This is a genomic window from Niallia sp. M35, from assembly GCF_050971705.1.
Classification (GTDB): Bacteria; Bacillota; Bacilli; order Bacillales; family Cytobacillaceae; genus Niallia; species Niallia circulans_A.
This window is the reverse complement of record NZ_JBPCEP010000019.1, coordinates 50700-70845: the sequence shown is the minus strand read 5'-3', so window position 1 is coordinate 70845 and position 20146 is coordinate 50700. Positions and strand designations below refer to the sequence as shown.

Annotated in this window: 20 protein-coding genes; 19 read left to right on the top strand and 1 reads right to left on the bottom strand. The window is 35.3% G+C overall.

The genetic code is table 11. The features are described 5' to 3' along the window. Nucleotides 1–38 precede the first annotated feature (38 nt). The 5 genes from NiCM35_RS22785 (at nucleotide 39) to NiCM35_RS22765 (ending at nucleotide 3705) form a co-directional block, all read left to right on the top strand. A complete protein-coding gene (locus NiCM35_RS22785; RefSeq protein ID WP_171509489.1) occupies nucleotides 39–1016 on the top strand; it encodes an ABC transporter ATP-binding protein in 978 nt (325 codons plus the stop codon). After that, nucleotides 1013–1825: an ABC transporter permease gene (locus NiCM35_RS22780; protein ID WP_217279807.1), complete on the top strand. Its 813-nt coding sequence runs from the start codon at nucleotides 1013–1015 to the stop codon at nucleotides 1823–1825. The genes NiCM35_RS22785 and NiCM35_RS22780 overlap by 4 nt, the downstream gene beginning before the upstream one ends. Before the next feature lie 5 nt (nucleotides 1826–1830). Continuing rightward, nucleotides 1831–2613 (top strand): ABC transporter permease, encoded by a 783-nt coding sequence (locus NiCM35_RS22775; protein WP_433780795.1) that lies wholly within the window; start codon nucleotides 1831–1833, stop codon nucleotides 2611–2613. Nucleotides 2614–2698: 85 nt separating this feature from the next. After that, complete coding sequence (locus NiCM35_RS22770; RefSeq protein ID WP_095333175.1) at nucleotides 2699–2857, top strand: YozQ family protein; 159 nt, start codon at nucleotides 2699–2701, stop codon at nucleotides 2855–2857. 137 nt (nucleotides 2858–2994) lie between these two features. Then, on the top strand, nucleotides 2995–3705 hold the full coding sequence (locus NiCM35_RS22765) for a polysaccharide deacetylase family protein (protein WP_123257363.1): 711 nt from the start codon (nucleotides 2995–2997) through the stop codon (nucleotides 3703–3705). A gap of 69 nt (nucleotides 3706–3774) precedes the next feature. On the opposite strand, the gene NiCM35_RS22760 is transcribed toward NiCM35_RS22765, so the two are convergent. Further along, complete coding sequence (locus NiCM35_RS22760) at nucleotides 3775–4803, bottom strand: DUF3231 family protein (protein ID WP_171509491.1); 1029 nt, start codon at nucleotides 4801–4803, stop codon at nucleotides 3775–3777. 183 nt (nucleotides 4804–4986) lie between these two features. On the opposite strand from NiCM35_RS22760, the gene NiCM35_RS22755 reads away from it, so the two are divergent. The 14 genes from NiCM35_RS22755 to NiCM35_RS22690 all read left to right on the top strand — a co-directional run bounded on the left by NiCM35_RS22755 (nucleotide 4987) and on the right by NiCM35_RS22690 (nucleotide 19925). Continuing rightward, nucleotides 4987–5670 carry a response regulator transcription factor gene (locus tag NiCM35_RS22755; protein WP_171509492.1) on the top strand — a complete coding sequence of 228 codons (684 nt, stop codon included), beginning with the start codon at nucleotides 4987–4989 and terminating at the stop codon, nucleotides 5668–5670. A 2-nt stretch (nucleotides 5671–5672) separates the two neighbouring features. Further along, a complete protein-coding gene (locus NiCM35_RS22750; RefSeq protein WP_123257364.1) occupies nucleotides 5673–6677 on the top strand; it encodes a sensor histidine kinase in 1005 nt (334 codons plus the stop codon). Between the two features lie 85 nt (nucleotides 6678–6762). Further along, nucleotides 6763–6912, top strand: coding sequence for a hypothetical protein (locus NiCM35_RS22745; RefSeq protein ID WP_433780794.1), 150 nt, complete (start codon nucleotides 6763–6765; stop codon nucleotides 6910–6912). Between the two features lie 333 nt (nucleotides 6913–7245). Further along, nucleotides 7246–7929 carry an ABC transporter ATP-binding protein gene (locus tag NiCM35_RS22740; protein ID WP_047941584.1) on the top strand — a complete coding sequence of 228 codons (684 nt, stop codon included), beginning with the start codon at nucleotides 7246–7248 and terminating at the stop codon, nucleotides 7927–7929. Then, nucleotides 7926–10517: an ABC transporter permease gene (locus tag NiCM35_RS22735; RefSeq protein WP_172859834.1), complete on the top strand. Its 2592-nt coding sequence runs from the start codon at nucleotides 7926–7928 to the stop codon at nucleotides 10515–10517. Before NiCM35_RS22740 ends, NiCM35_RS22735 begins: the two co-directional genes overlap by 4 nt. A gap of 104 nt (nucleotides 10518–10621) precedes the next feature. Beyond that, nucleotides 10622–11392 carry a class I SAM-dependent methyltransferase gene (locus tag NiCM35_RS22730; protein WP_286167743.1) on the top strand — a complete coding sequence of 257 codons (771 nt, stop codon included), beginning with the start codon at nucleotides 10622–10624 and terminating at the stop codon, nucleotides 11390–11392. Between the two features lie 15 nt (nucleotides 11393–11407). After that, nucleotides 11408–11545 (top strand): hypothetical protein, encoded by a 138-nt coding sequence (locus NiCM35_RS22725; protein ID WP_163186631.1) that lies wholly within the window; start codon nucleotides 11408–11410, stop codon nucleotides 11543–11545. Between the two features lie 168 nt (nucleotides 11546–11713). Continuing rightward, nucleotides 11714–13207: an aldehyde dehydrogenase family protein gene (locus NiCM35_RS22720; protein ID WP_172859836.1), complete on the top strand. Its 1494-nt coding sequence runs from the start codon at nucleotides 11714–11716 to the stop codon at nucleotides 13205–13207. Nucleotides 13208–13365: 158 nt separating this feature from the next. Continuing rightward, the gene (locus tag NiCM35_RS22715) at nucleotides 13366–13884 is read left to right on the top strand and encodes a sigma-70 family RNA polymerase sigma factor (protein ID WP_172859837.1); all 519 of its coding nucleotides are present in this window, start codon (nucleotides 13366–13368) and stop codon (nucleotides 13882–13884) included. Beyond that, nucleotides 13877–15190, top strand: coding sequence for a DUF4179 domain-containing protein (locus NiCM35_RS22710; protein ID WP_171509494.1), 1314 nt, complete (start codon nucleotides 13877–13879; stop codon nucleotides 15188–15190). Before NiCM35_RS22715 ends, NiCM35_RS22710 begins: the two co-directional genes overlap by 8 nt. An 89-nt stretch (nucleotides 15191–15279) precedes the next feature. Continuing rightward, a complete protein-coding gene (locus NiCM35_RS22705) occupies nucleotides 15280–15552 on the top strand; it encodes a hypothetical protein (protein ID WP_095333155.1) in 273 nt (90 codons plus the stop codon). 336 nt (nucleotides 15553–15888) lie between these two features. Continuing rightward, the gene (locus tag NiCM35_RS22700) at nucleotides 15889–16896 is read left to right on the top strand and encodes a LacI family DNA-binding transcriptional regulator (protein ID WP_433780793.1); all 1008 of its coding nucleotides are present in this window, start codon (nucleotides 15889–15891) and stop codon (nucleotides 16894–16896) included. A gap of 64 nt (nucleotides 16897–16960) precedes the next feature. Next, the gene (locus NiCM35_RS22695; protein ID WP_095333151.1) at nucleotides 16961–18589 is read left to right on the top strand and encodes a glycoside hydrolase family 13 protein; all 1629 of its coding nucleotides are present in this window, start codon (nucleotides 16961–16963) and stop codon (nucleotides 18587–18589) included. A gap of 283 nt (nucleotides 18590–18872) precedes the next feature. Next, nucleotides 18873–19925, top strand: coding sequence for an aldose epimerase family protein (locus NiCM35_RS22690; RefSeq protein WP_123259661.1), 1053 nt, complete (start codon nucleotides 18873–18875; stop codon nucleotides 19923–19925). The last annotated feature ends 221 nt before the right edge of the window (nucleotides 19926–20146 follow it).

Here is a 20146-nt window from a genome sequence, read left to right as displayed (position 1 = left end):
TGCTATTATATTCTTCTTTTGAAAAGGAGGGAGAAGCATTGATTAAGGTTAAGGGAATCAATAAATCCTTTAAGGTTGCGAAGAGGGCAGCAGGTCTTCGAGAAGGACTGAAAGCTCTTGTTTCAAGGGAGCATACGATTGTCCATGCATTAAAGGATGTAAGTTTTACAATAAATCCTGGAGAAATTGTGGGGTATATCGGTCCAAATGGAGCAGGAAAATCAACGACGATTAAAGTAATGAGTGGTATTCTAGTACCAGACAGCGGCGCTTGTGAAATTATGGGCTATACCCCTTGGCAGGATCGTGTAGAATATGTGAAAAATATTGGCGTAGTTTTTGGGCAGCGATCCCAGCTATGGTGGGACGTCCCAGTAATTGATTCATTTGCCCTTTTAAAAGATATTTATCATGTATCAGACAAGGACTATAAGGAAACACTCTCGTTATTAATGGAAACACTCGAGTTAAAAGATATCATACATTCACCAGTAAGACAGCTCAGTTTAGGGCAGCGGATGCGTTGTGAAATTGCTGCTTCTCTTATCCATAATCCACAAATTCTCTTCTTAGATGAACCTACCATTGGTCTTGATGCAGTAAGCAAGATAGCAGTAAGAAATTTTATAAAAAAAATCAATAAACAAAAGAACGTAACGGTTATCCTGACAACACATGATATGTTTGATATCGAAGCACTATGTGACCGCGTTCTTCTAATAGGAAAAGGGAGCCTGTTATATGATGGGAATTTGCAGGAATTAAGAAGCCGTTTTGGCTCCCATCGTACCATTACTGCAGACTATAAATCTAGCAATGCACCAATTGAAATTCCAGGAGCCGATATTCTTTCTTGGACGGAGGAAAGAGCCATTTTAAGTGTAGATACATCGGTAATTTCTGTCTCGGAAGTTATTATGCAATTGTCTCATTCTCTGGATCTTGTCGACGTTTCTGTAACATCACAGCCGATTGAAGATATTATTGTACAGCTTTATAAGGAGTACGAAATATGAGGATAATTAAACCATATGTGGCTGTGTTAAGATTACGATTATTAAATGGGATGCAATACCGGGCAGCCGCTTTAGCGGGAGTGGCTACACAGTTTTTCTGGGGATTTATTTATATTATGATTTTTCAAGCTTTTTATGCACAAACGATGGGAGAACAGCCGATTTCCTTGGAAGAATTAGTTACTTATTTATGGTTGCAGCAATCTTTTTTAGCGTTTATTATGCTATGGTTTCGTGACAATGAATTGTTTGATTTAATAACGACAGGAAATATTGCCTATGAGTTATGCAGACCAATTGGGATTTATGAATACTGGTTTAGTAAGTTATTAGCGCAGCGGTTAGCAAGTGCGCTGCTAAGGTGCTTCCCCATACTATTACTGGCATTTCTCCTTCCGTCTGCTTATCGGCTAATGTTACCGCCAGATTTAAAAACATTTATATTATTTTGTATTTCCCTCTTATTAGGATTGTTCGTATTAGTGTCTATTTCTATGTTTATTTATATTTCCGTTTTTATTACGCTTTCCCCAATGGGATCTCTGTTAGTATTTGGTGTAGTAGGGGAGTTCTTTGCTGGAATGGTAATACCTATTCCGCTTTTGCCAGAGTGGCTTCAGCAAATTGTTTACCTTCTTCCCTTCCGATTAACGGCAGATTTTCCGTTTCGAGTCTATTCTGGTAACATTCCGAACAGCGAAGCAGTTGAAGGAATCATGATTCAATTAATATGGCTGGTAGCACTTGTGTTTCTTGGGAAAATGGCATTACATAAAGCGATGAAAAAAGTCATTGTACAAGGAGGGTAAATATTATGCGCCTTTATTTTCAATACCTTCTGCTATTATTTAAATCACAAATGCAGTATCGAACGTCTTTTTGGCTATTGTCATTAGGGCAGTTTCTTGTTCCCTTTTCTGCCTTTGCTGGATTATATTTCTTGTTTGAAAGGTTTGGGCAAATTAAAGGCTGGGATTTTTATGAGGTTGGTCTTTGTTTTTCTGTCATTCATATGGCTTTTGCATTAAGTGAATGCTTCGCAAGAGGATTTGATAATTTCTCCAGTCTTGTTGCCAGCGGTGATTTTGATAGATTGCTTGTTCGACCAAGGACGACTTTTATACAAGTGTTAGGTTCGAAATTTGAATTTACAAGAGTGGGAAGGTTATTGCAGAGTGTTATGGTTCTAGGGTGGGCTTTATTTAATCTAGCAATTGATTGGAACATAATGAAGTGCATCACCCTATTGTTAATGATTTTAAGTGGTGTTTTTATTTTTACAGGAATATTTATTTTGGCAGCGACTCTTAGCTTTTGGACCATTCAAGGATTGGAGATTGCTAATATTTTTACCGATGGTGGCAGGGAAATGGCTCAGTATCCATTAAATATTTATCAAAAATGGGTGACGCGTTTTTTTACTTTTGTTATTCCTTTTGGCGCTGTCAATTATTTACCTTTGCTTTACCTCCTTGGTAAGGGAGGAGAAGCAGAATGGTTATATATGCTAACACCGCTGGCAGGTATTCTATTTATCCTTCCTTGTATTCTTGTGTGGATAGTTGGTGTGCGTCACTATCGGTCAACCGGTTCGTAATATGGAATGTTTCCTAATCTATTAATGGTGGTATAAATCTAGTAGATAAATATATACATCATGAAATAATGGGAGGCGTTTTAAAATGAATAAAGATTCAAACACAAACCCTGCAGGCAAAACTCATCAGCCTGACGAGAAGAAACAAAAGGATGAAGCTTCAAAAGGATTGAAAGAAACGCATGATCAAGCAAATGATAGTTTAACAGAAGGAACAATTGATAAGAAAAAAAACAAAGAATAACCATTTTAAACTTTAAGAAGATGGAGAAAACGAGGAATCGTTTTCTCCATCTTCTTTATGTCACTAAATAATAGATAAGGGGGCAAGAAGAGGATATAATTATAGCGGCAAAAATAAAGTAAAGAAAGGTTGTTGGAATGAAAAAAAGATGGAAGATATTAATTGGCTTTTTGGTTTTGTTGCTTATCCTATTTGGTGCCTATCAACTAATGAACGCTCGATCTTTTCAATTATTCGGTGGATTAACCGATTATGTAAAGACAAAGGAGAAAGTAGTTGCTTTAACATTTGATGATGGACCTACTAAAAATGTAGATGATATTCTGTCCTTACTAGATGCTTACGATGCAAAAGCAACTTTTTTTCTAATTGGAAATGAAATAGAAAAAAATCCTCTTTTGGCAGAGGAAATTGCGGAAAAAGGACATCAACTTGGAAATCATACATACTCACATGAGCGTATGATATTTAAGTCGCAAGCTTTTATAAGGAATGAAGTAGAAAAAACAAATCAATTAATTGAAAAAGCTGGTTATACAGGTGAAATAGACTTCAGACCGCCTAATGGAAAGAAGCTAGTTGGGCTTCCTTATTTCTTGAAACAAGCAGAAATAGATACGATTCTATGGAACATGGAGCCTGATACGTATTATCAGACAGCAGAAGACAAGATAAACTATGTGAAAGAGTCAGTAAAGCCAGGGTCCATTATTTTGATGCACCCAATGTATGATAAGACAGGGCAAGAACGAAAAGCGCTAAAAGGAATTTTAAAAACACTAACAGAAGCTGGGTATACATTTGTTACGGTTAATGAACTTCAAGAGATGGCAGATAGCAATAATTAATTGTTAAATAGCAAAGAGAAAAAGGTATGTGGATTTTAGCCAGATACCTTTTTTTATGAATGAAATACCTTAGCTTTCACGTTTCACTGCAAAGGGTGGATGCTCCATCCAGCCATTTTTAATCATAATTTTAGCAGCATCTTCTGTAAATAAACCTATCTGTGTTAATGCTCTTGTATACATAAAGGCAATATCATGCCGACCATTTACAGCTATTGAGTTTCCAAAGGATCTGATTTTCAGCGAAAACATATCCATTTTATGAAATAACATTATTTTATCCGAAAAAGGAGAAACGGTTGATGTTGTAATTAAGTGATCAAGAAACGATGGTGTTGGTAAATGATCATTATGTAGTTTTTCCATATACTGTTCAACATGTTTATCGGTAAAGTTCTTTCCTCTTATAAAGAGTTCTCGAATCTCTTCTTGTTGGACAACCTGACTAAATGCCATTATCAATGCTTTACTCGCAACATTGTTCTCGATATTATCGTAAAGATGTGCTATTTCTAAAGCATGTAAAGATCTCACATGTCCAAAATACCCATTTAAAAAATCCTTCTGAACAAACATTTGACTTTCAGGAATGGGAATAATAGGCGGTTTACGGGTGAAGCCCTTTTTCATTAATATTTCCTTAATTTGCTCTATTAAACGTACGGTAGAACTCATACAATATTGGAAAAATTCTTTTACATCCTTTCGAAAAACAAGGGGAATAGCTACGTTATAAATGCTTATTCCAGCCTTAGCGGCATACTTAAGATAATGAACATAGTATTCATCTTCAAACAAACGAGGAGCATGAAGGTTTACATCTTCTTCTAGGGAAAAACCCTTTGGCAATGGAAAATTCTCCTTTGAAAGTATTTCTGCTGATATAGATAAAAATTCTGTGCTCAACTTTAAGGCATTTTTCAATAGCTTTTTAATATCAGAATCCTCGACATGCTGAAGGAAATAATGGAGAAAACATTTTGACATGCTGTTGCCCATATAAGTTGCCCAAAGTTTACCTAATTCCGCTGATGTTAGCTTTTCACTTAGGTCAGTTTGTTTTAAATCTATATTCAATGGTTTTGGTCTCGCGTCCATCTCAAAAAACTCCTTTAGTTGGTTTTGTTTTAGTATTCACAGACATATTTAATCGTATGCTAAATTTACCTATTAATATTGAATCAATTTTTTAGCTTTTTCCTTTTTATAAGGGAAGACCTTTCACTCTATGTACCAATCGTTTAGAATAATTACAGAAAAGAAAACTTATGGGAGTAGAAAATGAAAATACTAATAGTTGAAGATGATAAAACAATTGCTTCTGGTTTAGATTACAGTTTACAAAGTGAAAATTATGAAACAATTATTTGTCATGATGCCAAAGGTGCGAGAAAAACGATAGAGGCAGAGCTTAACCATATCGATCTATGTTTATTTGACTTGTCTCTGCCAGATGGTTCTGGTTATGAATTATGTGAGCTTGTGAAAAGTAAATCAGATAAGCCCGTTATCTTTTTAACGGCATTAGATGATGAAGTTAATGTAGTAATGGGACTTGATATGGGGGCAGATGACTATATTACTAAACCGTTTCGCCTGAGAGAGCTTCTTTCAAGAATAAAATCTGTATTGCGCCGCTACAATGTACAGCCCCAAAATACTACTTTCATCGAAATCGACGATATACGTATTAATACTTTGGAAGGAAAGATCTATAAAAAGGATGAAGAAGTAGTAGTCACGGCCCTGGAATACCGGTTATTTTTGATATTCGCCAATAATTTAGGCCAAGTTTTAACAAGGACACAGCTATTGGAGCGAATCTGGGATGTTGCAGGGGATTTTGTTAATGACAATACCTTAACAGTTTACATTAAAAGGCTCCGCGAGAAATTAGAAGATAATCCCCAAAAGCCAACCATTATAAAAACTGTCCGTGGTCTTGGTTATAAGGTAGGTGACTAGTAATGCTTCGTAATCGGGAATGGAAAGTACTGATACTTATTTTAGCAATCATAAGCATAGTAGCGATTATATATGCGCTTACCGTCTTTTCTTTCGCTGTGGCCGCATATTTGCTTAGCGTTATCAGCATTATTTTTATTAGCTTTTTTTTATTTACAAGATTCCGTTATAAGGAAATAGAAAACCTTTCGAGCTACTTACAGCGAATAAGTAATGGAGATGAAAGTCTGGACATCCGCGACAATGTCGAAGGTGAATTAAGTATTTTAAAAAATAATATCTATAAAGTTACCTTAATGCTTTCTGAACATAGCTCACTTCTTCGTCAGGAAAAATTGAAACTGACAGATGCAATTTCTGATATCTCTCATCAATTGAAAACACCGCTGACTTCCATGGTGGTAATGACTGACTTGTTAAGCAATCCCCATCTAGAGGAATCAAAACGGCGTGAGTTTACGAATAATATCTCGATACAGCTGGAAAGAATGGAGTGGTTAGTTTCTTCTTTGCTGAAATTATCGAAAATGGATGCTGGGACGATTCCTTTTAAAAAGGAAAAAGTAGTTGTGAAAGCACTAATTCATAAGGCGGTTGAACCAGTATTAATTCCGATCGATATAAAAGAACAGACTTTGCAGATTACTGGAGATGATAGTGTTACATACATAGGTGATTTTAACTGGACAGTAGAAGCAATAATAAATATTTTAAAAAATTGTGTAGAACACACCGGAGAAGGTGGACAAATACACATTAGTTTCGCAGAAAATGTTTTGTTTACAGAAATAGTTATTCACGATAACGGCAAAGGCATCGCTAAAAAAGATTTACCTTATATTTTTAAACGATTTTATAAAGGGGAAAATGCTAGTGAAGACAGCATCGGCATAGGCTTAGCAATGGCCTATAGTATTATAAAAAGCCAGCATGGGGATATTGAAGTAAGAAGTAAGATAGGAAAAGGAACTACTTTTCATATTAAATTCTATAAACAAGTGATTTAGTGAAATTGAATTATGGATGATAGCGGAAATTAGAATAGATGAAAAAGAGAATTCGTTTTACTGTGGGGAGGCGTTCATTAAAGGAATGAACGCCATAATTTGTTCGGATGGAAGGGGAAATGGTGTTCATAAAGAGGATGAAAGCCAAAATTGGTTGGGCAGGAAGGAAAATGGTGTTCATAGAGGGAATGAAAGCCAAAATTGGTTCGACCGGAAGGAAAAGTGGTGTTCATAGAGGGAATGAAAGCCAAAATTGGTTCGGCAGGAAGGGAAAATGGTGTTCATAAAGAGGATGAAAGCCAAAATTGGTTTGACCGGAAGGAAAAGTGGTGTTCATAGAGGGAATGAAAGCCAAAACTGGTTGGGCAGCAAGGAAAAATGGTGTTCATAGAGTTAATGAAAGCGGGAATTCGAAAAAGTAGTGTTCAACCAAAGAACCCCCAATATCAATAAATTAACACAAAAGAGCTATAAACCATTTAAAGTGACTAAATTGTCACTTTAAAGTCACTCAATAGTCACTTTAGACAGGTAGACTAAGAGCATCAAGTAATTGGAGGGCGAATAAATGGAAATTTTAAAAATAGAAAATCTGTCTAAAGTATATGGAAAAGGGGAAACAGCTGTTAAAGCATTGGATAACGTATCCTTTTCTGTTAATAAGGGTGAGTTTGTAGCGATAATTGGACCATCTGGGTCAGGGAAATCGACTTTGCTTCATATGCTAGGTGGGGTAGATAGACCAACAAGTGGAAAAGTTTTTGTAGATAATACAGATATTTATCAATTAAATGAAACACAATTAGCTATTTTTAGAAGAAGACAAATTGGTCTTATCTATCAATTTTATAACTTAATCCCCATTTTGTCGGTAGAAGAAAATATTACGCTGCCTCTTCTATTAGATAATCACAAGGTAGATAAAGAACAATTTAATCGCATTGTTTCGATATTAGGTCTGCAGCAAAGATTAGATCACCTGCCTAATCAATTATCTGGGGGACAGCAGCAGCGTGTATCCATTGGACGAGCACTTATCAGTAATCCCGCAATTATGCTGGCAGATGAGCCTACAGGGAATTTAGACAGTAAAAATAGTGAAGAGATTATGGAACTATTAAAAATGTTTAATAAAACCTATAATCAAACACTTATTGTAATTACTCATGATGAACGGATTGCCTTACAAGCGGATCGTGTCATTTCGGTTGAAGATGGAAAAATCGCCAAAAATGAGGTGATTCGTCCATGAATATAATGAATAAACTTACTTTGAGAAATTTAAAGGAGAACAAGCGAAGAACACTAGTGACGATTATTGGCGTCATTATTTCTGTCAGTATGCTGACAGCTGTTGCCACCCTTGGTGTTTCTTTTATTGATTTATTAAAAAGAGATACGATAGCAAGGGGCGGAGAATGGCATGCGCAGTTTATAGGCGTGAATAGCGAGCAAGCTAAAGAGCTAAAAAAAGACAGCAAAATCGAAAAGGTTATCTTATCAAATGATTTGGGTTATGCGGAATGGAAGGATTCAAAAAACGATAATAAACCGTACTTATTTTTTAAACAATATGATGAGCAAGGATTTGAGCAATTTCCAATTCGTTTAAAAGAAGGAACATATCCAAAATCTTCGAATGAAATTATCATATCTGATGAAATGAGGAAGAAAGGGAATAGTTCTTATGCCATCGGTAAGGAAATAAAAGTTAGTATTGGGGAAAGACATGTAAAATCAGATGGAGAAGATACGATATTAACACAAACAGATCCTTTGCAAAGGAATGAAGAAGGAGAAAAAACGGAGGAAATCCAGCAAGCAAAAGCAGCTACATTCAAAATTGTGGGGATTATGGAAACCCCATCATGGGAATCTTCATGGGCACCAGGCTATACAGTTATTAGCTATTTGGACCAAAAGGAGTTAACGACTAACAGCAGCGTCAATGCAAGTGTAGTAATGAAAAAGGTAAAGCAATCTTTATTTGAGGACATGGAATCCTCAGCAAAGAAATTATCTATCGCCAAAGTGAATTTTAATGATGAGCTCCTGCGTTATGAGGGGGTATCTTCACATGATAATGTGCTTGTTACGATGTATTCTCTATTAGGAATTATCATACTTGTAATTGTAATTGGTTCTGTGGCATTGATTTATAATGCTTTTGCCATCAGTGTGTCAGAACGGGCAAGACATTTAGGCATGCTTTCCAGTGTCGGCGCAACGAAGAAACAAAAAAGAAATTCAGTGTTTTTTGAAGGCACAGTTATAGGAGGCATCAGCATCCCGATAGGAATCATTGCGGGACTAGCAGGAATTGGCGCGACATTCTATTTTATAAACAAATATTTTAAAGAAGCTTTAAACACTACAGAAGGTTTAAATGTAGTAGTAACGCCTTATTCTATCTTATTTTCCATTCTGATTTCCATTGTAACAATTTTTATTTCTACCTATCTGCCAGCAAGGAAGGCATCAAAGATTTCAGCAATAGATGCAATTAGACAAACACAAGATATTAAATTATCTGGAAAAAAAGTAAAAACTTCTAAACTTGTGCGCAAGGTATTTGGCTTAGAAGCGGAAATTGGCTTGAAAAATTTAAAACGTAATAAACGAAGATATCAAACCACTGTTTTTTCATTAGTTATAAGTATTTTGCTTTTCTTAACCGTAGCATATTTCACAGATAATATGAAAAAATCAGTTGGGTTATCACAGAAAAATATTGATTATGATATTGCAGTGTCTGGGGATTCTCATACTACAGAGGAAGAGATGCAGATTTTAGCCAATGCACCTAGTGTTACAAAAAGTAATATAATTAAAAGCACCTATGTGAACACTTACCTTCCTGAAGATGTGTTAAGTAAAAATAATAGAGAAAAAGTGAAGAAAGATAAAACTATTCTGGAGAATGGTAAACTATCATTTAATGTGAACTTCTTTGTGCTATCTGATACAGCTATGCAGAAATATGCTAAAACTGCAGGCTTTAATTCCCAAGAATATACAAATCCTAATGTTCCAAAAGGTATTGTAATAGAGAATGTTTCCTATTTGGATCCAAATGAAAAGAAATTTGTGGAAGAAAAGGTGATAAACGCAAAACCTGGTGATTATATGGATCTCTACCGCTACAATATGGACGAGGAAAAGGATGAAAAGTTTAATAAGATTCAAATTGGCGCATTTACTAATGAAACGATAATGGGGATTGATGCTAATAGTTATGGAACGATTACCATGATTATATCCGATGAGGTTGCAAAGGAATTATTTAAAAATGAAAATTTGGTTATGAATTACACACTCTATTTAAACAGCGAAAATCCAGAGAAGGCCCAAGAGGAATTAGAAGATCTGAAAACAAGCTCGGTCTATATTTACAATGTCGAAAAGGATCGTAAGCAATCAGAGCAGATGATTATGATGATGTCTGTCTTTATGTATGGGTTTATTACCCTCATTTCATTAATTAGTATTGCTAATATCTTTAATACCATTTCTACAAGCATTTCTTTGCGGAAAAGAGAGTTTGCTATGCTGCGTTCGGTTGGAATGACGCCAACTGGCTTTAATAAAATGATCTATTTTGAGAGCATTTTTTATGGAATAAAAGCATTGATGTATGGTCTTCCAATTAGTATTGGAGTAATAGCTATCATATACTGGTCGATAAGCAATACATTTGAATATGGTTTTGCGCTTCCATGGATGAGTATTCTCTATGTAGTTATTGCCATATTTATCATTGTCGCTTCAGCTATGCTATATTCAGTCAGCAAAATTAAGAAAGAAAATATTATCGATGGCTTAAAGCAAGAGAATATTTAATAGAAATAAATAAGAATGAGAAAAACTCGTCCATTTTGGCGGGTTTTTTTCATAGGAAAAAGCAAGCAGGTAAGTGCAAGAAGAATGTAGAATCAGTAAGTACGATAGAGGAGGGTAATATGAAGAGAGATATTTTGCAACAAAATAAAGAAAGCTGGGATAAAGTAGCCTATCATTTTAACGGGATTGATGCACTACCAAGTTATGGACCTTTTAGTCAAACAGAAGAGGAATTAAGGCTATTTGAAGAAATAGAAAATAAAAAAGTCCTTGATATCGGCTGTGGCAGCGGACATTCTTTGCTTTATATGGCAGACAAAGGGGCTAGTGAATTATGGGGGATAGACTTATCAGAACAGCAAATTGAAACAGCAAAAGAAACACTTAAAGACTTAACTTCCCATCTATATTGTGCTGCGATGGAAGAAGAAATCGATCTCCCTAAGGTATATTACGACATCGTTTACTCCATCTATGCAATTGGATGGACAACGGATTTAGCTTCTACATTTAAACTTATTTTTTCGTATTTAAAGCCAGGAGGAGTATTTATATTTAGCTGGGACCATCCACTATATGCGTATATGCAAAGTCAAAACGGACAAATCTCTCTTACTGGTTCTTATCAGGAAGAAGGTTTAACATTATACCAAAGATTTAAAGGGGAAGAAGCACCAGTAGTGATACCCAAAAGAAAAATGAGTACATTTATAAATGAATTGATTAAAGCAGGATTTACAATTGAATCTGTTATAGAAAGTGAGGTTTCCAAAAGCTTGGAAACGGTCGAGGCTGAAATCTCTGATCGCTATTATTCCTTATACAAAGCAAGGAAATTTCCAACTACTATGATTATTAAAGCGAGAAGAACATGACATGTGGGAAGCCGCATGTCATGTTTAGTACTTCAAGTCTTTAAAAAAAGAGAGCAAAAACCATTCTTGGCAATTGGGATTGTAACAAAAAGAAGTACAACGTTATTATTAGACATTCCTAATATTGGATTTTATAATTTAACTATCTGCTAGTTTGTTAAAGTAATCACATTGGAGTCAATCTTAAAAAAACTGTATTTGTAAACGTATTCTTAACAGGGTGTTTTGATAATTAGGATAAAAATAAGGTGAGAGCTTTCCATTTGATTTTCTATGTAATCAATACCTTATTTTTAAATATAAGAAAAAGGGGATTTGAAAATGGCAACTTCTTTAAATGCAGCAACTGTATTGGACTCAGAGTATGGCCTTTATATTGATGGACAGTGGCAAAAGGGATCGGAAGGGAAGCTGATGGCAAGCTTCAATCCAAGTAACGGCGAAAAGCTTGCTGACTTTGTTGATGCAACCTATACAGATGTTGATCAAGCAGTGGATGCTGCAACAGAAGCTTTAAAAACCTGGAAAAAAGTAAGCTTATTAGATAGAAGTAATTTACTATTAAAAATTGCCGATTTAATCGATGAAAATGCGGAAAAATTAGCGTTAGTAGAAACATTGGATAATGGAAAACCGTTAAGAGAAACAAGAAATATAGATGTGCCATTAAGTTCAGACCATTTCCGCTATTTTGCAGGGGTCATTCGCTCCGAAGAAGGAACTGCTCAAGCCTTTGATGAAGATACTCTATCTATTTCGATTAAAGAGCCGATCGGAGTTGTTGGACAAATTATCCCTTGGAATTTTCCACTTTTAATGGCCGCGTGGAAAATCGCTCCAGCAATTGCTGCAGGTAATACGGTCGTTATTCATCCATCCTCCTCTACTTCTTTAAGTGTGCTGGAGCTGGCCAAAATTTTAGATCAAGTTTTACCAAAAGGGGTAGTCAATGTAATTACTGGTCGCGGCTCTCATTCCGGGGATTATATGTTAAAGCATGAGGGATTTGCGAAGATTGCCTTTACAGGATCTACAGAAATTGGCCAAGAAGTTGCTGTGGCCGCAGCCAAAAGGCTTATTCCCTCTACACTTGAGCTAGGCGGTAAGTCAGCAAATATCATTTTCAATGATGCACCAATGGAGCGAGCTTTAGAAGGGGTTCAATTAGGCATCCTCTTTAACCAAGGACAAGTATGCTGTGCTGGTTCCCGAATTTTTATCCAAGAAGGAATTTATGATGAGTTTCTTGCGAAAATGAAGCTGGCTTTTGAGGATGTAAAAGTTGGCTTGCCTTGGGAAGAAGATGTCGTGATGGGTTCACAAATAAATGAACGGCAACTAAAGCAAATCTTAGAATATGTAAAAATAGGAGAAGAAGAGGGTGCTAGAGTTGTAACAGGTGGGTGCAGACTCATAAATAACGGATTAGAAAATGGGGCATTTATGGCTCCGACGATTTTAGCTGATGCCACTAATGATATGCGTATTGCCAAAGAAGAGATTTTTGGCCCAGTTGCAACAGTCATTAAATTTAAGACCGAAGAAGAGGTTATTGGGCTTGCTAACCAATCAGAGTTTGGCCTTGGAGGAGCGGTGTTCTCAAGAGATATTAATACAGCATTGCGTGTAGCAAGAAGTGTGGAAACAGGACGAATGTGGGTGAATACGTATAATCAACTGCCAGCGGGAGCGCCATTTGGCGGTTACAAGAAATCAGGCATCGGCAGGGAAACATATAAGAGCATCTTAGATGGCTATACCCAGACAAAAAATATTTATATCGTAACGAAAGAAGAAACAGAGGGATTATATTAAAGAAAGGGAAGCTGTTAGGACATTGTCTTAGCGGCTTTTTTTATACTTTGAATTTCATGTATAATTTGCTCTTAGATAAAAAAATATAATTTTGTTCTTTCGTGAACTTTTTCCAAAGTAGAAAGTCTAATGTATAGGAGCAAAGAGGAGGTGATTAATTGGAAGAGTTAGAGACTAGCAGGAAAGCTATTAAAGGAGGTGATGATGCCTTTTTGGAAGTCATGCAATTACATAAAGAATCACTGCTAAGAGCTGCTTTAGCATTTCTCAAAGACGAGGATGCGGCAATAGAAGCCTTGCAGGAAGTAACCTATCGGGCATATAAAAAGATCCATACCGTTAAGGAACCAGCCTATTTAAAAACATGGCTGACAAGGATTATGATCAATTACTGTCAAGATCAAGTAAAGAGAAAGAATCGGATTATTTCTGATAAACAACTATATGACGTATCTGTCCACCAAAACCAATCATTAATCGAACTAAAGGAAGCCCTTGGAATGTTATCACATGAAGACCAGCAATTAATCTATTTAAAATACTTTCAAAATACGAAAATCAAAGAAATCGCCGCAATAGAGAATATTCCAGAAGGAACGGTAAAGTCTCGATTACATAAAGTACTAAAAACGCTTCGGCTGTATTTTAAAGAGAAAGGAGCGAGTGATCATGTATGAAGAAGAGGAACAAAGATTGTCTAGGTTAAAGGCTGACTTAGAAAAAACAACATTACCGCTCGAAAAAGCTGAAGAAGCCATATTAAGCGGAATCTTGAAAGCTAAACAGGAAAAAAATCGGGCGAAGAAAAAACAAAAGAGATTAATCGGGCTTGCAATTGCATCAATAATCATCATTTCCTTTGTAACATCTATTCGGATTTCTCCAACCTTCGCAAATGCCCTCTCGTCCATCCCTGGAATGGAATGGTTGATTGGTTATATTGAACAAGACAAAGGGTATTCTGCCATTATCGAAAATGATTATTATCAAAAGGTAGATGTTTCTGAGACAAAAGGTGATTTAACGTTAACGATTGATGGAGTGATTATGGATGAATCAGGAATAAATATTTTTTATACATTACAGTCTACTAAGTCTCTAACTGGTGGAAAGATAAAGGATGTTAATCTTTTTAATAAAGAAGAATTTCCTGAGCATGCACAAAGCAATAATGTCTTTTTTCCTGATGATATCGAAAATGAATTTCAAAGTATGGTGGAATACCAATTTGTTAAACCTTTTTCCTTTAAGGACTTAAAGTTTAACTTTGAATTCATTACAGTAATAGACAACAAAGAAATAAAGTTTCTGATTCCTTTTGAGCTAAAGGAAAATATAAAGAAGCAGATTACTTATCCAATAAACCAAGTGGTGGAAGTAGAGAATCAAAAAATGACGATTGAAGAAATGATTGTCTATCCTTTAAGAATTGGTGTAAAGGTAGCGTTCGATCCAGCAAATACAAAGGAAATTTTGGGATTTGAAGATATGCGCTTGGAAAATGAGAACGGCGAAGTATGGTCGGCTATTGCAAATGGTATTGTGAATACAACTTTGAGTAAGTATGAAAAAATGTATTATCTCCAATCAAATTATTTTGAAAAACCAAAGGATCTTTATTTGCGGATCAATAAACTAATGGCGATTGATAAAGAAGAAGCGATGGTTATCGTGAATACAGAAACAAATACATTAATAAACAGCCCGAAAGACGATAGGCTTAAACTAGGGAAAACATCAAAATCACAAGTGGAATTTTCTATGGATTCGAATAGCGAGGAAGATCCAAAAGATCTCTTTAGTACTGCAATTGCTGCAGATGGAAAAGAATTATCCATTTCTAAGATAGAAAGTAGAAGCTCGCACAAAGAAATAAGTTGGATTTTATCTTTTGATAACACAATGTATAAAAATCCTTTAAAGCTCGAATTGGCTGCTTATCCAAACTATATTAAAGGAGATATAAAAGTAAAATTAAAATAAAAGGATAAGCTTCATTTAGTAAGGTAAAAGGAATTCAAAAAAAATGAGAAACAATTTTTATTATATAAATTAGGTATGGAGGTAGAAAAATGAAAAATAGTTCATCCATAATTTTTGGGTTAGCCACTATAATAGGCTTTACCATATTAGGTTTGTTCATATTGTCTGCATTTGGTAAAGAGTCCACAACAGTAGAAAATGATAATGATGATTATAGATATGAATTAGTTCCTGCAAATGAGAATAATATTATCATTTTCGATAAGAAGACTGGTGAATATTGGAGCAAATTTATCCCAAGTGATGAAGGTCCTACTAATTGGGAGAAAGGCGATTTTCCAGCAAATAATAGCAGTAAATAATAGACGAAGTGCATTGACCACCTTTCCTTTTGAGGTGGTTTTTTATAGTGCTTTTCTGTATCTTTATTGTGTTGTTGTTGATTTTATGTAGTTTTGCTCAGTTTATTTCACCTATTTTTCACGAGATATATCGGAGAATAAATTATTAGTCAAGGTTGTATATAGATAGCGTTGTCTTGCATGGAATTTACCGGGTTCTGTTCAAATGACTACATAATAGAAAAGAATAATCCATGCTATCAAACTAATTATTTCTTAATCATTGGGGTGTTGTAAGCAGTATATTTTTATGTTATAGTGAAGGCAACGTAAACGTTTACGTAAAGGGTGGCAAAAATGACGATAACGATAAAAGATATAGCAAATGCTGCAAAGGTGTCTACTGCAACTGTTTCGCGAGTTTTAAATGGCGCAGGTGGCTATAACGAAGAGACAAAGAAGAAAATCCTCCATATCGCAGAAGAACTAGGTTACCGAAGAAATGAAATGGCGAGAAGCTTAGTAAAAAAATCTAGTAATTTAATTGGTATTATTATGCCGAGTGTATCAACCATTTTTTATGCAGATATTGTTAATGGAATAGAGAAGCTGGCACAAAAACATGGTTTTAGTGTTATTTTATCTCATGCAGGAGTTAAAGGTAATCGTTTAATTCATTGCTTGAAGATGCTGGAAGAAAGAAAAGTGGATGGGCTTGTTATTGTATCCATTCCATTAATGGAAGACCAAATTCAAGCTATTGAATCATTGAGTATTCCATATGTGTTATTGTCAACAGATACACCAAATAAACAAATACCATTTATAAAAGTAGATGATTATGAAGCCTCTTATGCTGCTACAGAGTATCTAATAAAACATGGTCATCGGAAAATTGGCTTGGCAGGTGTTGATTTCTCTGATCGAGTAGCTGGGATTCCAAGAATTGAAGGATATAAAAAAGCGTTAAAAGATCATGGATTAAGCTTTTCTGCTAACGACATAAAAGCAGGAGACTATAGTTTTACGGCAGGAAAAGAAGCCCTTTATGCTTTTCATACTGAAAAGGATGGGATAACAGCAATATTTTGTGTAAGTGATGAGGTAGCGCTTGGCATTATTTCAGCTGCTTATGAATTAGGGATAAAAATACCAGAGGACCTTTCCGTCGTAGGCTACGATAATACGAGAGTTGCGGAAATGGCTGTACCACCCTTAACGACGATTGAGCAGCCATTTCGGTTAATGGGAGAAAAGGGCTGTTTCAAAATAATCGAGGCAATTCAGCAAAAGAAAGCAGTAAAAACAGAAATGCTCCCATTCGATATAGTGGAAAGAGCATCAGTAAAACATTGGGAACATTAAATTTTTTTAAATTATACGTAAACGTTTACGCTTAGACGAATAAGAATAGAAAGTGGGTAACGAAATGGAAAAGAAATGGTGGCAAACATCGGTTGTATATCAAATATATCCAAGAAGCTTTCAAGATAGTAATGGGGATGGAATTGGCGATATTAGAGGGATCATTAATCGATTAGATTATTTGCAAAAGCTAGGCATTGATGTAATTTGGCTAAGCCCTGTATATAAATCACCAAATGATGATAATGGCTATGACATTAGTGATTATCAAGATATTATGGATGAGTTTGGTACAATGGCAGACATGGATGAATTAATTGCTGCGGCGAATGAAAAAGGAATTAAAATTGTCATGGATTTAGTAGTCAATCATACATCCGATGAACATAAGTGGTTTATAGAAGCAAAAAAAGGAAAAGACAATCCATACCGTGATTATTATATTTGGCGTGACCCAGTAAATGGCGAAGCTCCAAATGATTTAAAATCCACTTTTAGTGGTTCTGCTTGGGAATATGATGAAGAAAGCGGCCAATATTTCTTACATTTATTTAGTAAAAGACAACCAGATTTAAACTGGGAAAATAAAAAAGTCCGAGAAGAAGTTTGGAAAATGATGAACTATTGGTTAGACAAAGGAATCGGCGGCTTCCGAATGGATGTGATTGATTTAGTAGGAAAACAACCTGATCTTGGTATTACTGGAAATGGTCCAAAGCTTCATGAGTATATCCGAGAAATGAATGAAAAATCGTTTGGCAATTATGATGTTTTAACAGTAGGAGAAACATGGGGAGCAACACCGGAAATTGCTAAATTATATTCCGATCCAGCTAGAAAAGAGCTTTCGATGGTCTTTCAGTTTGAGCATATTGGTTTAGATAAGCAAGAAGGCAAACAAAAATGGGATCTGAAGCCATTAGAAATCAATCAATTAAAAACCATTCTTGCTAAATGGCAGACATCACTTGGAAATGAAGGCTGGAACAGCTTATTCTGGAATAATCATGATTTACCAAGAATCGTTTCACGTTGGGGAAATGATAAAGAATATCGGGTAGAAAGTGCAAAAATGTTTGCCATTCTCTTGCATTTAATGAAAGGAACACCTTACATCTATCAAGGTGAAGAAATCGGTATGACCAATTGCCCGATCACAGATATTAGTCAAGTAAATGATATTGAAAGCATTAATATGTATCATGAGCGATTAGCAAAAGGATATACGAAAGAGGAGATTCTTCATTCTATTAATGTAAAAGGCAGAGACAATGCAAGAACACCTCTTCAATGGGATGATACGGAAAATGGCGGTTTTACCACAGGAACACCTTGGCTTCATGTAAATCCCAACTATACGGAGATAAATGTGAAAAATAATTTAGAAGATCCTAATTCTGTCTTTTATTGCTATCAATCTTTGATTCAATTAAGAAAGGATAACCCAATCATTGTATGGGGAGATTTCGAATTAATCAAAGATACAGAAGAAGAAATTTTTGCCTATACTCGTAAGTTTGAAGGAGAGACATGGATTGTGATTGCAAACTTTAGCGCGCAAGAAAGAAGCCTAATTATGCCTGTGTTTGGCGAGAGTGAGGATATCATCATTAGCAACTATCACCGCCAACATGCTGACTTTTCGAATTTACAGTTAAAGCCATATGAAACATTCGCCGTAAGAGTTCATTAATAGTAGGAGGAAGCTGTTAACAACCTGATAGGAGTGTTGACAGCTTTTTTTATGAAATTCTGTCTTTCTAATAAAAAGATATTACCAAGTTTAATCAAATAAAGTAAAATAGATAAGTAGAATAGTTAATATGTTAAACAAACTATATTAGTTACTACAAATGGCATGGAATTTTTTTTGAAAAGTGAAATGAAGGCGATTTCAAATTTGGGTTTTAGGGTAAAGGTATTCATTTAAGTACTAGGAAAGATGTAGAGAATATTTTTAAAGAGGAGAGGTTCATATGAATTACAGTCAAAGATCAATGGGAGAAATAAACGGAGCAGATGTAACGGAATTTACTTTTACAAACAATAGCGGAATGAGTTTTTCTAGCATGAATTACGGCTGCATTATTACGAAGATAATCGTACCTGATAAAGAAGGAAACAAGGAAAATGTAGTGCTTGGTTTTGAAACATTAGAAGAGTATCGAGAAAATAAAGGACCATATTTAGGTGCCATTGTAGGAAGAGTTGCTGGAAGAATTAAAGAAGGAAAATTTGAACTTAATGGAAAAGAGTACCGCTTGAATACCAATACCCCACCTAATCATTTGCATGGCGGAAATATAGGATGGAGTGAAGTGGTCTTTGCATCTTCAATAGTAGAAAAGGATGATGCAATAGGCATCCGTTATACATACCATAGTCCAGACGGAGAAGAAGGATATCCAGGTAATTTTGACTTAACTGTAGATTATCTATTGACAAATGATAATGAAATAATCTTATCTTATAGCGGGAAAACGGATAAAGAAACACCTGTTACTGTAACTAATCATTCTTATTTTAATTTAAGCGGTAATAACAAAAGAGATATTTTAGAGCATGAGCTGATTGCAGATGTCGACCGCTTTCTAGAGCTTAGGGAAGATTTTATTCCGACCGGAAAAATGATTCCAACAAATAACACTCCATTTGATTTTGCAAAAGGCAAGTTATTGAAAGAAGGAATGGACAATGATTTTGAACAAAATAGAATAGTAGGAAATGGATACGATCATCCGCTTGTGTTTGCAGAAGATGGTTCTCATTCTGCTATTTTGCGAGATCGAGAAAGTGGACGGGAAATGTCTTTAATTACAAACCAGCCTGCAGTCGTTCTTTATACAGGGAATATGTTAGAAGATCAATATCGTTTCAATGGGGTAATTGCTAAAAAATATTTAGGGGTATGTTTGGAGACGCAAGGGCTTCCCGATGCAATCAATCACTCTGCATTCCCATCCGTTGTTTTAAAGCCAGGAGAAATATATCAAGCTGAAACAAAACTGAAATTCCGTGTCATGGAATAGAAAAAGACAAGAAGAGGAAGAAATCAAATGAATGGTTTTTTTCTCTTTTTTGCTGCAAAGGACGAAGACTATTATAATATTGTGACTAACAAATCTTTTCTTTATCACTTCTATCATCCTCATAGATAGTACCTTCCATTGTTACAAGCCAAATGAAAGAAGTAAATTTTGTCTCTGTATTGAGCAAAATAACGTTAATGTAAGTGCTGTCATTTTTACTA

What these genes read in the sequence shown, in the direction of transcription:
- NiCM35_RS22780 (WP_217279807.1), top strand. Translation starts at nt 1,013, where the DNA reads ATGAGGATAATTAAACCATATGTGGCTGTGTTAAGATTACGATTATTA.
- NiCM35_RS22775 (WP_433780795.1), top strand. Translation starts at nt 1,831, where the DNA reads ATGCGCCTTTATTTTCAATACCTTCTGCTATTATTTAAATCACAAATG.
- NiCM35_RS22770 (WP_095333175.1), top strand. Translation starts at nt 2,699, where the DNA reads ATGAATAAAGATTCAAACACAAACCCTGCAGGCAAAACTCATCAGCCT.
- NiCM35_RS22765 (WP_123257363.1), top strand. Translation starts at nt 2,995, where the DNA reads ATGAAAAAAAGATGGAAGATATTAATTGGCTTTTTGGTTTTGTTGCTT.
- NiCM35_RS22760 (WP_171509491.1), bottom strand. Translation starts at nt 4,803, where the DNA reads ATGGACGCGAGACCAAAACCATTGAATATAGATTTAAAACAAACTGAC.
- NiCM35_RS22755 (WP_171509492.1), top strand. Translation starts at nt 4,987, where the DNA reads ATGAAAATACTAATAGTTGAAGATGATAAAACAATTGCTTCTGGTTTA.
- NiCM35_RS22750 (WP_123257364.1), top strand. Translation starts at nt 5,673, where the DNA reads ATGCTTCGTAATCGGGAATGGAAAGTACTGATACTTATTTTAGCAATC.
- NiCM35_RS22745 (WP_433780794.1), top strand. Translation starts at nt 6,763, where the DNA reads ATGAACGCCATAATTTGTTCGGATGGAAGGGGAAATGGTGTTCATAAA.
- NiCM35_RS22740 (WP_047941584.1), top strand. Translation starts at nt 7,246, where the DNA reads ATGGAAATTTTAAAAATAGAAAATCTGTCTAAAGTATATGGAAAAGGG.
- NiCM35_RS22735 (WP_172859834.1), top strand. Translation starts at nt 7,926, where the DNA reads ATGAATATAATGAATAAACTTACTTTGAGAAATTTAAAGGAGAACAAG.
- NiCM35_RS22725 (WP_163186631.1), top strand. Translation starts at nt 11,408, where the DNA reads ATGTCATGTTTAGTACTTCAAGTCTTTAAAAAAAGAGAGCAAAAACCA.
- NiCM35_RS22720 (WP_172859836.1), top strand. Translation starts at nt 11,714, where the DNA reads ATGGCAACTTCTTTAAATGCAGCAACTGTATTGGACTCAGAGTATGGC.
- NiCM35_RS22710 (WP_171509494.1), top strand. Translation starts at nt 13,877, where the DNA reads ATGTATGAAGAAGAGGAACAAAGATTGTCTAGGTTAAAGGCTGACTTA.
- NiCM35_RS22705 (WP_095333155.1), top strand. Translation starts at nt 15,280, where the DNA reads ATGAAAAATAGTTCATCCATAATTTTTGGGTTAGCCACTATAATAGGC.
- NiCM35_RS22700 (WP_433780793.1), top strand. Translation starts at nt 15,889, where the DNA reads ATGACGATAACGATAAAAGATATAGCAAATGCTGCAAAGGTGTCTACT.
- NiCM35_RS22695 (WP_095333151.1), top strand. Translation starts at nt 16,961, where the DNA reads ATGGAAAAGAAATGGTGGCAAACATCGGTTGTATATCAAATATATCCA.
- NiCM35_RS22690 (WP_123259661.1), top strand. Translation starts at nt 18,873, where the DNA reads ATGAATTACAGTCAAAGATCAATGGGAGAAATAAACGGAGCAGATGTA.